This is a genomic window from Thermostichus sp. OS-CIW-33 (assembly GCF_054059615.1).
Genome location: NZ_JBSSCH010000013.1, coordinates 14,845 through 28,422 on the forward strand (window position 1 = coordinate 14,845; position 13,578 = coordinate 28,422).

The 13,578-nt window shown below is 53.0% G+C and carries 11 protein-coding genes; 5 read left to right on the forward strand and 6 right to left on the reverse strand.

Annotation, left to right across the window (positions count from 1 at the left end; all coding sequences use genetic code 11):
- A complete protein-coding gene (locus tag ACVWZG_RS10145; protein WP_457415362.1) occupies positions 1 to 966 on the forward strand; it encodes a glycosyltransferase family 2 protein in 966 nt (321 codons plus the stop codon).
- A 62-nt stretch (positions 967 to 1,028) separates the two neighbouring features.
- Here ACVWZG_RS10145 and ACVWZG_RS10150 read toward each other — a convergent pair whose 3' ends face one another.
- Positions 1,029 to 1,568, reverse strand: coding sequence for a type IV pilin protein (locus ACVWZG_RS10150; RefSeq protein WP_457406926.1), 540 nt, complete (start codon positions 1,566 to 1,568; stop codon positions 1,029 to 1,031).
- A 203-nt stretch (positions 1,569 to 1,771) separates the two neighbouring features.
- Between ACVWZG_RS10150 and ACVWZG_RS10155 the strand changes: the two genes are divergently transcribed.
- Positions 1,772 to 5,563, forward strand: a complete 3,792-nt coding sequence (locus ACVWZG_RS10155; RefSeq protein WP_457406929.1) for an FkbM family methyltransferase — start codon at positions 1,772 to 1,774, stop codon at positions 5,561 to 5,563.
- 214 nt (positions 5,564 to 5,777) lie between these two features.
- Here ACVWZG_RS10155 and ACVWZG_RS10160 read toward each other — a convergent pair whose 3' ends face one another.
- Positions 5,778 to 6,296: a phosphoribosyltransferase gene (locus tag ACVWZG_RS10160; RefSeq protein WP_414329088.1), complete on the reverse strand. Its 519-nt coding sequence runs from the start codon at positions 6,294 to 6,296 to the stop codon at positions 5,778 to 5,780.
- A gap of 65 nt (positions 6,297 to 6,361) precedes the next feature.
- Complete coding sequence (locus ACVWZG_RS10165; RefSeq protein ID WP_457406932.1) at positions 6,362 to 7,282, reverse strand: branched-chain amino acid transaminase; 921 nt, start codon at positions 7,280 to 7,282, stop codon at positions 6,362 to 6,364.
- 406 nt (positions 7,283 to 7,688) lie between these two features.
- On the opposite strand from ACVWZG_RS10165, the gene ACVWZG_RS10170 reads away from it, so the two are divergent.
- The gene (locus ACVWZG_RS10170; RefSeq protein WP_457406934.1) at positions 7,689 to 7,919 is read left to right on the forward strand and encodes a PepSY domain-containing protein; all 231 of its coding nucleotides are present in this window, start codon (positions 7,689 to 7,691) and stop codon (positions 7,917 to 7,919) included.
- A gap of 264 nt (positions 7,920 to 8,183) precedes the next feature.
- Positions 8,184 to 9,626 carry a hemolysin family protein gene (locus ACVWZG_RS10175; RefSeq protein WP_457406936.1) on the forward strand — a complete coding sequence of 481 codons (1,443 nt, stop codon included), beginning with the start codon at positions 8,184 to 8,186 and terminating at the stop codon, positions 9,624 to 9,626.
- A 16-nt stretch (positions 9,627 to 9,642) separates the two neighbouring features.
- Here the strand turns inward: ACVWZG_RS10175 and ACVWZG_RS10180 are convergent, their stop codons facing one another.
- Positions 9,643 to 11,184 (reverse strand): aminotransferase class I/II-fold pyridoxal phosphate-dependent enzyme, encoded by a 1,542-nt coding sequence (locus ACVWZG_RS10180; RefSeq protein WP_457406938.1) that lies wholly within the window; start codon positions 11,182 to 11,184, stop codon positions 9,643 to 9,645.
- Positions 11,185 to 11,306: 122 nt separating this feature from the next.
- On the opposite strand from ACVWZG_RS10180, the gene ACVWZG_RS10185 reads away from it, so the two are divergent.
- Positions 11,307 to 11,873 carry a DUF2854 domain-containing protein gene (locus ACVWZG_RS10185; protein ID WP_457406940.1) on the forward strand — a complete coding sequence of 189 codons (567 nt, stop codon included), beginning with the start codon at positions 11,307 to 11,309 and terminating at the stop codon, positions 11,871 to 11,873.
- 177 nt (positions 11,874 to 12,050) lie between these two features.
- Here ACVWZG_RS10185 and ACVWZG_RS10190 read toward each other — a convergent pair whose 3' ends face one another.
- Positions 12,051 to 12,428 (reverse strand): hypothetical protein, encoded by a 378-nt coding sequence (locus tag ACVWZG_RS10190; protein ID WP_457406942.1) that lies wholly within the window; start codon positions 12,426 to 12,428, stop codon positions 12,051 to 12,053.
- A gap of 84 nt (positions 12,429 to 12,512) precedes the next feature.
- Positions 12,513 to 13,406 carry an Ig-like domain-containing protein gene (locus ACVWZG_RS10195; protein WP_414417572.1) on the reverse strand — a complete coding sequence of 298 codons (894 nt, stop codon included), beginning with the start codon at positions 13,404 to 13,406 and terminating at the stop codon, positions 12,513 to 12,515.
- Positions 13,407 to 13,578: the final 172 nt, after the last annotated feature.

Sequence of the window (13,578 nt, forward strand, 5' to 3'; positions counted from 1 at the left end):
ATGGCCAGAGTTTGTATTGTGACCACCGTTCGGGATCCAGGCGTGTGCTTGGAGTCGTTCATTCGCTATCACCTTGCCCTTGGAATTGCCCATATTTATATCTTCTTTGACGATCCAGAGGATCCCGCTATTCAGGCGGCACTTCAGTTTTCCGATGTAACGGCTATTCCCAACGATGAAGCTTTGCAAGTCCAACAAGCATTGGGGAATGTTCTCTACCCAAAATATGGCCCTCATGTTGGCTATGAGGTCATGGCTCGTCAGATCCTTAACGTAGAAACTGCTATACAACTTGCCCTGGATCAGGGCATGGACTGGATTCTTCATATTGATGGAGATGAGCTTTTTTATCCTGGCCAGATGATGGCTTTGGATTGGTTTGATCAAGTAAGCGACGATATATTCCAGGTTACGTTTCTAAACCACGAAGCAGCTCCCGAAGCGTTTGAGATCGAAGACTACTTCCGCGAGGTCACTTTATTTAAGAGAAACCCTGCTATTTTGGATCCCGGATTCTATACCCAGTTTCAGAAGATCTCTAGTAAGAGTCAATACTTTTTGGCTTATCAGAATGGAAAGTCAGCGGCTCGGATCTATCCCTCTCTTCTGCCTAACAGCGTACATAGCTTTGATATTCCAGAAGATCATGCCCTAGTAACATCGTCTCCCTCTATTTTGCACTACCTAAACTGCGGATTTCAGAACTACTACAAAAAATACGCTCAACTGGGAAACTTTCCTGACTATTGGTGGCGCTCAAAGTCAAATCCCATACGGGTTCCCTTTCATCTGCTCTCAAGAGATGCCTGCTGCTCAGGAAATACAGACGAGCTGGTAGCCATTTATCGAAAGTTTGTACTTTACGACAATTTTGGAATCAACCAAAACCTTATAGGAAAGGGGATCCTCACCCGCATTCACTATCCTTCACAGTTGCTGGCATCCTTATCTAACCCACTGGTTTAGTCTATAGATGTGAAAAAGGCTCCCCTTTGGGAGCCATAGAATACCAGGGCTGGAAAGAGAAATTAGTCGAACACGTTGCAGCTCTTGCCTACAAAGGTGGAGAGAGTGGCCACAACTGTCTCTTGGGATCCCAGGCCAATGGTGCACTGGATGGGGTTACCCGAGGAATTAACATACTGAGTGCTCCCAGCCTTGGCAGTAGTATCCCAACGCATCCCTTGAGGAGACACGTTTGAAATGTTAGTAGCCACTGGTGTCTCATAGTTGGGGGCACTCCATGGATCGTTCATGAACTTATCCTGCTTGGCGCCGCAGTAAGTTGTGGGACAGCCAAATGCAATCACGGAATAGCCGGCAGGGTACTTGGTGAAATCCAAGCGATAGGTTTCAGCACCGCGGCCCACTGCAGTGAGAGCGGCTTGGGCTTCAGCAGTGCGGGAGCGGCGCACCTGGTTTAAGAACTGCGGGATTGCCACTGCAGACAGCACACCCACAATTACAATCACCACCAACAGCTCAATCAGGGTGAAGCCCTTGGCTTTGGAGAGAATTTGCTGAGCCAGTTTGGCCCGCAACAGAGACTGACGAGACTTTGCGCTCATGAGTACCAGATCCTTTAGCAAACTAGAGAGTTAACTGTGCAGCTCACCTGCTAGTGCTAACTTACCCCGCTCAAGGGCGATTCATAACAGCCTGCTCCCTGGCGCAATTGCGGATTTTTGCCAGATGAGCCTGACACAGGTCAGTGGTTTAGCTGAGCCGGCCTCAGCATGGCAGATTAAGACTAGCACTCTTCCTTCAACCTATGAACCCTACGCTGCAAGCCCGGATCCTGGAAGCCAAGCAACTGTTTCAGCAGTCTCCCGATACCTTTGCGGAGTGGTTGGTGGCTTTTTACCGAGAGCAAGACGCAAAGGATTGGCAGGAGTTCCTGTGGGGTTTCTTTGATCTCTCCCCATCTTCATTGGCCAATGAGCCAGCCTTCCCCTCTGAGCCAGAGGCAATTACCCTATCGGCGCTGGAGCAGGCCTTGGCTGCTGGCCAGCTGAGCCTTGCTTACCAGCTTTACACGCCTCTGGTGAGGGCAGGGATCCTGTCTCAGGAGAAAGTCTTGGATTTGTTGCTATCCCTCGCAGGCCGTCTAGAAAATAGCCCCACGCAGGATCCACTGCAGCCTCTCCAGATTTGTCTGAAGCTGCGGGAGATGGCCTTTGAGCTGGATCCAAGCCGGCGGGACAATACTCAAGTTTTGCTGATGCGGGCTCTGCAAGCTCAGGACGAGCTGGCCGTAGGCTTTTACGGGCAGGCTTTACTCGAGCACTTGGCCAGTTTGGAAGACGATGAGACCTTGGACATCACCCAAGAGCCGCTCCTGACCCAGTTACTCACCCAACTCTGGGATGACGGCTACTTGGATTTGTTTTTTGAGTTGGCCACAGCCTTACAAGCTCATCTGCTGGAGAGTCAACAATCCGGATTTGCCGCTTTACTGGCCCAACTGGCTCATGCTGCGGATCCCGAGCAGGCGAAGCGCTATGAAGGTTTGTGGACAATAGAGGACTTAATCGGTGACTTTTTTCAGAGGGCAGCCCGCGCCTTCTTCCAGAACTCTACCAGTAATGGCTATTCCATTTTAGGAGAAGCTCTCATCACGGCGGCCGAGAGCTCACAGGTGCAAGAGAACTTTACTCTTCGTCTATCCCTTCTATCAGAATCGCTGGAAAAGTTGATCCATGCTGCCCAGCCAGAACGGATAAACCTTGTTATTCAAAAAATTATAGACTTGATTTTGTCAAGGGAAACTAACTTAGAGTCCTTAAAAATTGATGACGAAAATCTACTTGAGAGCTTAACAATTTCCAAATCCATTATATTTCGAGTTTGCTTTTGTTGGAGTTATCTAACTGACGATCGCTCTCTGATTCGTCATTACCAACAAATTGGTGGTAGAATCTTTAACGACTGCCTAAGCTTAATGGCTTCTCAGCGAGACTTTCTTTGGTCGGAATATTGGCAGAAGAATCAGCAAGACTACTGCGGATCTGGCAGAACTAAGCGAAAGCTGAGGGTAGGCTTTCTGGGTAACTGCTTTCAGCGACATTCGGTTGGCTTTCTCAGTGAGGCTACTCTCAGGAACCTATCTCGCGATCTTCTGGACGTTGTCTACTACTACTACCAGGGGTGGAAAAATGAAGATATGGCCAGTCATGACAATATGTATCAAAAGTTTCGCTCTCACGAAAATCTCCATTTTCGCTTTTTTCCAGGAGAAACCAATCCGCCTCAAGTAGCTGCTCAAGCACGTGAGGATCGCATCGATATCATGGTTTTTATGGACTCCCTTACCAGTCACGATGCCAGCATCGTAGCAGCTTTGCGGGCCGCTCCTATCCAAATTGGTTGGCTTGGCGGAGATGCTGTCGGTTTGCCAGAATTTGATTACTTTTTCGCCGATCCCTATATCCTTCCTGAAGATGCACAGGCCGATTACCATGAAAAAATTATCCGCTTGCCTAGCTACTGTGCTGTGGACTATCTGGACGTCCTGCCCGCTGATAAGATAGATTTCAGAGCTAAGCTGAGAATCGATCCGCAAGGTATTGTTCTTCTAACTGCGGCCAGTGCCTACAAGCGCACCCCTGAATGCATTGATGCTCACCTGCAGATTCTAAAAGCCGTACCTAACGGTATCCTAATTGTCAAAGGCTCAGGGGAAATTGCCACAGTTATCAGGCGTTACCAGGAAAGAGCTAAGGAATTGGATGTTTTGGATCGCGTCCGTTTTCTAGCTCAAGCAAGCAGCGTGGAAGAGCACCGGGGCCAACTAGCTTTGGTGGATCTTGTTCTCGATACCTTTCCCTACACAGGTGCAACCCACACTATGGAAGCTCTCTACATGGGTGTGCCAGTTCTTACCTTAGTAGGTCGCCATTACTACGGCCGAATGAGCTACAGTCTGCTAAAAAATATCGGTCTTGAAGATTGTATCACTTGGTCAGTAGAAGAGTTTATCCAACGTGGGATCCAACTGGGCAATGATCCAAAGTGGATTAACCAGATCAAGAGGAATATCAGGGATTCCCGTCGTTGGTCAGTAATTTGGGATCCAAGAGAACACGCTCGTAGCATGGAAGCTGCTTTCTTCCACATTCTCGAAGGTAAATCCCACGAAACTTATACGTTTCACCCCAACGACTTGTACTCAACTCCAGATGAATGGAATCAAGCTGGGATCCAGCTCATTCGATCCCTAAGTGCTGATGCTTCGGTTTCAACGCACCAATCCGCTTGGGAAGAAGCGCTGTCTTTGTGGCGAAGGGGCTTGGCAAGGGATCCCTATCATGTTCCGTGTTGGCTAAACCGAATCCATGCCCTATTGGTATTGGGCGATCGCTCTCGCGCTTTTGAAGATGCCTACGCTCTCCTAGAATTTCTATGCACGGAAGCACAAAGTATGCAACCTTCTCAGTTGACAGATGTTCCTATCTGGGTTGAAAGCGAAGGTTCTGCGGATCCGGGTGCTTATACAAAATACAGTTACCTATACTATCTAGCCAAGTGGATGGCTGCTCACGTTGGGGTCGTGTACAGCCCAGAAGCCATGCGATTTTGGAACCTAGCTTATTCGATAAACCCAGATGATAGACAAGCAGCTCTGGCGGTAGCGATTGAGCTTCTCTCGCAGAAAAAGATAGAAGGGCTAATACCAGTCAACCACATACTTGGCCTTGACCCAACCCATCAACAAGCAAGTCTGGTCAAGCAAATTGCAATGTGGGAGGTTGTACCTCAAGTGAAAACAGCTTCTTCCCCTGCGCAGCCCGATCTTTACTTTGACTACGAAAATTGCAAGTTATTCCTCGAACCTTCGTTTTCAAGTATCGTCACCCGCGTCTTACTTGCTCAAGGAGAATGGTTTGAGGATGAGATTAGCTTCTGCAAGCACTTTTTAAGACCAGGGATGAATGTAATCGACGTAGGGGCAAATGTTGGGGTATACACTTTCCTTGCTGCACATCGGGTAGGCCCTACAGGTAGTGTAATCGCAATTGAGCCCACGGCTTCTTGTCTTCAGTGTATGCGAAAGACAATAAGTGCCAGCTCCTTAGAAGATGTTGTCTTCCTTATCGAAGCTGCCGCTGGGGATCATGAAGGCACTGTTCAGTTACAAGAAGAAAGAGCTAGTGTATTCAACTCTATCGGCGATTCAAAGCAAAGGCCGGAACAAGTATCGAATGATGGAAAGGTTGTAAATCTCATTACTCTGAACTCTGTCTGGCGCTCGAGAGGTGAACCCCAGATTGATCTCATCAAGATTGATGCAGAAGGTGCAGAAGAGCAGGTTGTCTCCGGTGGGCTAGAATTACTTGCCGCCGGCCACCCTATCATTATTTTCGAGAACAGACATGTCTCCAAGGTTACCGGAACTGCTACAGCTAAAATACTGGAGCCTTTAGGCTATGAGTTTTATACGTACAATCGTTTCCTGAATAAGCTAACTAGGGTCAGACCTCAGCAATACCCAGTTTCTGCTCTAAACATTATTGCGATTCATCCTTCAGATCTGGAAAAAGTTGCAGACATGATATCGGTTTAGAAAGTTGGATCCGAATTTTGCTCTTTTGCTTGTGTTGAGCAAGGAGCTTTCCAGGGCTGGGTGGTTTCTGTTGTACGAGCAAGTCATTCAACTTTTCTGGGGAACAGAGCTTGCAGTGGGGGTGGGCAATCGTAAGTAGACAGCTCATGCCAAGAAGTCCAACTGACGTTAGACACTGCAGGCGCCGCGAGCAAGCCAATTTGAGCAAATTCAACTAACCGGAAGAGCGTAGCAACTGCATCAGCTGCTGGGGCGTCATCTGCTCGTAGGGCTCAAAGGGCTGGTGGATCCAAGGGTTATCCGGCAAATAGTCCACATAGTAGTCGGGTTGATAGACGGAGGCGGCCTTGTACCACAGTACGCCGGTGCGGATCTCCTCGATGTAGAAGCCATAGTGGTGCTTGAGCCAATGGACAGACCGTTTCAGGGTCATGCCGGAGTCTGCCAAATCGTCCACCAGCAACACGTGGCTGCCCAGGTTGGCGGTGGTCATGGCTAGATCCCGCGAGAAGGTCAGTTGCCCCCGCTGGCGGTTACCGGGCCCCGAGTAGGAAGAGGCTGAGAGAATAGCCAGGGGCAGGTCGAAAAGACGGGCCAAGGTATCGCCGATGCGCAGCCCCCCCTTGGCAATACAGACGATTTGGTTAAATTCCCACCCGCTTTCGTAGACTTTGACGGCCAACTCCTCGATTTTGCGGTGGTAGTCGGCCCAGGTGATGGAAATTTCGTGCAAGGGATCCCCCTCTACCCATCTAGAGTGCTCAGTTTAATAATGACGCTTCTCCCCTCGACTAGGGACTAGCTTTCTTTCAGAGGGATCACCTTCACCCAATGGGCATAGACGGGATCCCGATTTTCGGTAATTGCCGTCAGCTTCTGCCGCAACTGCTCGGTGATGGGGCGGGAGGGGGGCAGGACGTACTGCTCGATCTGGCGAATGGGGGTGATCTTGGCAGCAGTGCCGGTTAAAAAGGCCTCGTCGGCGATGAACAGCTCCGATTTGTCAACGGGCCGCTCTTGGGTAGGGATCCCCAGGTCGCGGGCCAGAGTGAGGACACTGTCGCGGGTGATCCCTTCCAGGATGTCTTGGTCGAAGCTGGGGGTAATCAGCACGCCATTGCGCACGATGAAGATGTTCATGCCCGAGGCTTCGCTCACTTTGCCCTGGGAGTTCATCAAAATGGCCTCGTCATAGCCAGCCTGCGCCGCCTCGGTTTTGGCCAAAGAGGAAGTGATGTAGGCGCCGGTGATCTTGCCCCGCAATGGTAGGCTGCGATCCTCTTGCCGGGCCCAAGAGCTGATGCGGCAACTGACTCCCTCTGGCGAGAGGTAGTCCCCCAGTTCCAAGCCGTACACGAAAAAGTCTTTCTCAATGTTGTGCAGCCGCGGCGAGATGCCTAGGTCGGAGGTGTACACCAAGGGGCGGATGTAGAAAGACGTGGAGGGACGGTTTTTTCGGATCAGCTCGACGATCACCTGCTCAATCCGTTCAGCAGGGAGATCAAAACAGAGCAGGCGGGCGCTTTGACTCAGTCGTCGGCAATGGCGATCCAGACGGAACACCAGAACTTGATCCGGGTTTTGCGGATCAGGGATCCCGCGTAGGCCGCCGAACGCCGCTGTCCCGTAGTGCAGAGCATGGGTGGCAATGGAGATCTTCGCCTCAGCAAAGGGGACAATCTGGCCCTGAAAGTAGGCGTAGGGCAGAAAATCTGGCATGGTCGGCACCCACCGGGGTAGGAATGAGAGGTAGGAATATTATCACCGATTCGTGCAGTGCCGGGAGCTCCAACGTCAGCATGACTTCCCTGCCTGTAGTAGCAGCACGCGGGATAGGTGTAGAGGTATTCCTCCCCCGCAGCAGCGTTGTTTAGCCAGTCAGTTTCCGAGAGGGTTGGATTGGAGAAGCAAACAGTTCGTAGCTGAAGAGGGGCCGAGCAGCTACACCCTATGACGCAAAGGGGGTGAACTCCTTGTGAAGGCAGCAATGCTCCTTGTGGCAAGGCTTCTTTGGTCTCAGGGTGGTAGGGTAAGGAGGTGGTTGCTCAAGCAGCTGTAAATAAAGCCTGCAAAACTTTCGATTGCTGCCTTACTTTTGCTTGGCATTTTGTCCCCCGCTAGCCCGATGCTGTCGACGGGTGGGAGCCGGAGGGCTGCTTTTGCCCAATCTTCTGCTCCGCCTATCCCCATTGAGGAAGCCATTCGGATCGCTCGATCTGCTGTTCCCAATGCTGTGATCAAAGAAGTTGAGTTGGAGCGCGAAGATAGACGCCTAGTTTGGGAAGTGAAATTTACCAACGATATTGAAGTCAAGATCGATGCCACTACCGGTGACATTGTCGATATCGACGACTAGCACTCAGGAGGTGCCCTTGCCTAGGCGGGGGTGAGCGTTGCTGGAAAAGGCTGTAGCTGCTACTGCTTGATGAAAAAGTAGCGACCTTGAGAACTGCGAAAGCTGGGTTGTGCAAAGGTCAGGGATCCCTTTCCTTTTGGGCATGGGGAAAGCGTCTACACGGTAGCTGCCTGATGGCTGAAGCCGGTTCGACAGCTGGCTAGGGACAGGTGGTGGGGTCAGGCTGAGCTAGAATGCTGTCTATCCGTCTTGCTGCTCCCCCTGATGGACGACCCCCCTTTAGCCTCGGCGGCTACTTTCCCCAACACTGAGCTTTCGTGGGGAGATGCGTCGCTTAGTCTCCTTTGGGTCATCGGTCTTCTGGTCATCAACGCTTTCTTTGTCGCAGTCGAGTTTTCCTTGGTATCGGCGCGGCGCTCCCGGATGGTGCAGTTGGCGAGCGAGGGAAACCGCCAGGCGGCAATTGTGCAAAAAGCCCAAGAGCAACTGGAATATGCCCTCTCCACCACCCAGTTGGGCATTACCCTGGCCAGTGTGTTGTTGGGCTGGATCGGGGCTACGCAAGTGGCGCCGACGCTGTTTCTGGCCTTGAGGCAGTTGGCTTGGCTTCAGAACCTGGATCCGGCCCTTATGCAGGGGGTGGCGGTGGTAGTGGTGTTTTCGCTGCTCACCTATTTTCAGATCGTGGTAGGGGAGCTGATCCCCAAGACTCTGGCCATCCTCTATTCCGAGCCGATTGCGCTGCAACTGGCCTGGCTCAATCGTTTGGTCAGCCGTATCCTAAGACCTTTTGTAGAGCTGCCCCGCTTTTCCTCTCGGTGTGTGCTGCGGCTTTTGGGAGTCCAGATTCCGGAGGCCAGCTCCTTTTACAGCACCATGACGGTGGAGGAGCTGCAACTGTTGATCGCCTCGTCGGTGGAGTCGGGCAACATCGAGGCGGAAGAGCGAGAGCTGTTGAGCAACATCTTCGAGTTTGGCGAGACGGTGGCCAGCGAGGTGATGATCCCGCGTACCAGCATCGACGCTGTGCCAGAAACTGCAACGGTGCAAGAAGTGCTGGCCGAGGTGGCCGAATCAGGACACTCCCGTTACCCGGTCTACGGCGAGTCTTTGGATGACATCCGCGGGCTGATCCACGTCAAGGAAGTTATTGGGGAGCTGGCCAAGGGATCCATCGACCTCCACAGCCCCATCACGCCTTTTATCCGCGAGGCCCACTTTGAGCCGGAGAACAAGCCAATTGCGGAACTGTTGCCCGAAATGAGGCAGCACCACTGGCCGATGGTGGTGGTGGTGGATGAGTTTGGCGGCACGGCGGGCCTGATTACCGTTCAAGACTTGGTGGAGGAGATCGTCGGCAAGCTCTCCGATGGCCCGGATCCCAACACCAAGGAGCCGGACATCCAAGAACTTGACGAAAATACCTTGCTCATCCAGGCTCAGCTAGATATTGAAGAGATCAACGAGCGCTGTGGCCTCAACCTGCCTCTGCACGAGGATTACCAAACGCTGGGGGGCTTTTTGATCTACCACATGCAGAAGATCCCACGTGCTGGGGAAAAGTTCACCTACCAAGAGATGGAGTTTCAGGTGGTGCGCATGGAGGGGCCACGGGTGGATCGGGTGAAGGTAGCCCGCCGCCCCGGCACCCCGGCAAACTCCCTGCCGCTGCTCCCCCCAGCGCAAACGGCAAAAACCCGTCCATAAGCCCGCTAGGAGAGCATTAGGTCCTTGCCTTGACCACTTTCAGGGTCTGCAGGCGCACATCCTCTGGGCCGTTGATAAAGCCTCCTGCCTCATGCACCAACAGCAGATAGTCCACCGCCTCTTGGGTCACCTCTTCTCCCGGCACCAAAATCGGGATCCCAGGTGGATAGGGGGAGATGATCTCGGCGCAGATATGGCCCACTGCTTCTTGGAAAGGCACCCGCTGAATGGGAGCAAAAAAAGCCTCCCGGGGTGATAGCCGTTGTGGTGGCAAGCAAGGACGGGGCAGTTGTGCCAGCCGCTGCATTTTTTCCATTGCCGCTCTGGATGGGCGGGATCCCTGAAAATGTTGCGACAGGGCGGCGAAACTTTCCACCAGGCGGTCAATGTCTCGCTGGGTATTGCCGATGCTGACAATGAAGACCACATTGTGCAGGGTGGACATCTCCGGCTGCACGTGGAAGTGATCGTTAACCCAGTCGTGAGCGTCGAAGCCGAACAACCCCAGCTCTGTCACCGTTACCGTGAGGCGGGTGCGGTCGAAATCGAAAAAACCAGGGGTGGAGCCGATACGCTCTGGGCCAAAACAGCGCAAGCCGGGGATGCGGTTGAGACGGGCGCGGGCTTGATCTGCCAAAGCCAAGGCTTGGCCCAGCAGGGCTTCTCCCTCCAGTGCCATCTGCCGCCGTGCCACATCCAGCGACATCATCAGCACATAGCTGGGGCTAGTCGATTGCAGCAGTTGCAGAATGTTGCGCACCCGGTTGGGGTCGATACGGGATCCCTTGAGGTGCAGCATCGAGGCCTGGGTCATGCCGGAGATCACCTTGTGGGTGGACTGCACCACCAGATCCGCACCGGCTTCTAGGGCCGAGATGGGCAATTGCGGATGAAACCCAAAGTGGGGCCCGTGGGCCTCATCCACCAGCAGCGGCAGGCCGTGGGCATGGGCGATGGCTGCCAGAGATTCCAGGTCGCAGCAAACCCCGTAGTAGGTGGGGCTGACTACCAAAACGCCTTTGGCATCGGGATGCTCCGCCAAGGCCCCCTCCAAACCGGCTGGGGTAATCCCGTGGGCAATGCCCAGCTCCGGGTCAAAATCCGGCTCGATATAGGCCGGCACCGCCCCAGAGAGGATCACCCCGGCAATGGCGGATTTGTGGCAGTTGCGCGGCAAGAGGATCTTGTCTCCCGGATCACACACCGCCATCACCAGTGTTTCCACGCCGCAGGTGGAACCGTTGACCAAAAACCAACTGCGATCGGCGCCGTAGGCCGCTGCAGCCAGCTCCTGGGCCTCCCGGATCACCCCATCGGGATCGTGGAGGTTGTCCACCTCTGGCAACTCGGTCAGATCCGCCCGGAAGACGTTCTCTCCCAGAAAGGTCCGCAAGTCGGCAGGGATCCCACGTCCCTGTTTGTGGCCTGGCGTATGAAAAGGAGCTTTGTCCAAGCTGCAATAGTGGCGGATGGCCTCAAAAAGAGGTGCTCGCTCTTGGGCTTTGCGATCCAGCGAGCGCAAATGACGGGAGATTTTGGACAGATTGGACAGAACCACAGACCACTCCTCAACACACCAGGTGGGCATTTTGTGATTATCCATCCCAATGGAGGCTAAGTCCACCGCCGGCGCTTTTCCTGCTAGCCTGGGTTTTCAGGTGGCCTTTCTTCCTCTCCTGTATGTTTGAAAAACTGCCCTTCCCCCTGAGCACTCTCGTGTTGCTGGCCGGGGCTGCCGCCACGGCTTGGGGCTTTGCCCACTACAACGATCCCACCCTCAATCTCATCGGCCTGTTTGCCGGGATCCCCTTGCTGTTGGGAGGGGTGACCATGAAGGTAGTGGAACTCAAGCCGGTACCTGCCCTGGCCGCCCCTTCTCTCGAGGTGATCCAAGCCCGCGCCCAGCAGGCCACGGAAATTCAAAAGCAAGTCCGCGCCGATATCACCAAATATAGCTACGGGGCTAATGCCCACCTGGAAGATGCCCTGGAGTTTCTGGGTCTGCGCGGCCCCCTAGAAGCAGATCTGCCCAAGGTGAGAGGGTACAGAGAAGAGCTGCGAGATGGCCGGTATACCTTGGTGCTTCTGTTCGATTCCCCCAAGGTTCCCTTCCAACAATGGCAGGAAAGCTACCAGAAAAAAATGCAAGGCTTCTTTGGCCGAGATGTGGAGGTGCAACTGGGGCAGCCCCAAGAAAATCAGGTGGAATTGGCGCTTGTTGCCCGAGGTGGATCCCTGACCACCTGAGCAAGGCTTAACCTTCCACCTCATCTGTCAGTTTCACGACTTTTTCACGGGTCGGCTCTTAGAATCAGAGCATCTCATAGGGAAGGTGTGTTGAGGACTGAAACACTAGAGGAAGGATAACCAGGGATCCCATTGGCTGGGATCCCTGTTTTTTTCCATCGAGGGGGCGGGAAAGAATTAACGGGATCCCTCTCTGAGCAGCACAAGGATAACCCCGGCAATGATGCTAATCGTGGCTCCTGCGATCAAGCTGGTTGCCAGCCGCTCTAGCCGCTCCCCAACCGATTGAGCAGTGTCGAACTTGAAGCCCAACTTATCGACATCGGCGGAAAGTTTGCTGACACTTTGGGAGAGGTTATCCACCCTGTCGGTCAGGCTATCTACTCGGTTAGTCAGGTTGTCTACTCGATCCGTGAGGTTATCCACCTGCTCGGTCAAGCTATCCACCCGGTGAGACAACCCATCGACGCGCCCCAGCACTTCCCTCTGCTGGTTCACCAAAACTTCTACAACACGCTCAATCCGGTCTAGCCGATCCTCTATGGGGGTTGTCATCAAATTGATCTCGTAGGTTCCTAATCTTAAAGTAAACAAACGAGCAAGGGATCTTTGTTGGTAAAGACTCTCCAGCCCATCAGGCTAACTCTTATGGGCCTCAGCCGCTTGATCCTGAATAATCCAGGTACGCAGGATTTGAATTTCATCAGCGCTCAAGTGACCTAGGCGATCCATGCCGGTGCCGTTGCGACGAATATAGGCCAATTCTGGGGATCCACTGCGTCCGATAAAAGATCCGGGAGACTCTCCCTGGGGATCACTCACAGGAACCCTGGGCGTAGGTTCAGCTCCTTCCCTGCCCTGCGACAACAAACTCAGGGCATCCACTCCCCCCCCATTCAAACGGATCCCTGCAGCTCGCTGGATGACAGCATGACGAGCTAACCAACGCGGTTTGAGCAACTCGCTATTTTCCGATCCCGGCGTTACATAACGCATCACCGCAGCATAACTATCTAAAGGGCTGCGCCGCATCCGACCGGCCTGCTGATGACAACCTACACAACTGGCTTCTAGCAAGGGCTTAATATCTCGCTGGTAACTGTACTGAGGCTCGGTGCGGAAAGTCAATTCTATGGGCTTTTGTAAATCCAGCTCTTTGGCTGCAGGCAAGAGTATTCTGTAATCTGTGCTGTAGCTGAGTAGCTGTAAAGGCTGAAAGATCAGCTCGTTTCCCTGAATGTCAAAGGCCACCTCCACAGGGGGCTGGATCCCGAAGGCTAGACCTGTTATTCCGGCTGGAAGCTGTCGATCAAAACGCAGATGGATATTTTGGTCAATTGGGATCCCTCTTTGGCCATTGGAAGGATTGCTGGAGACCAATGTAATTCCATTTGCAAAGGGAGCAGTAGATTCTACCTGGGCTTGCTGCAGCGGTGCTCGCGGCTGTAAAAGAGCCAACGTATTAGGATAAAAAGTGCTGAATTGTTCCAGTTGAGCAGGAGAGGGGGCCTGCTGCCAAACGCTACGAGGCATTCGCACTGTGAATAGGGGTACTTGTTGTTCCCCAGCTTGTCCCAATACCTCCAAAGTGATTTGCTCTGACTGCGGTTGAGCTTGAAATTGTTGGGCCAAAGCTTGCCAAACCAAAGGACGCGATTGTTCCACTAGTTGTGAATAACTCTGCCCTTGTACCGATAGAGAAATG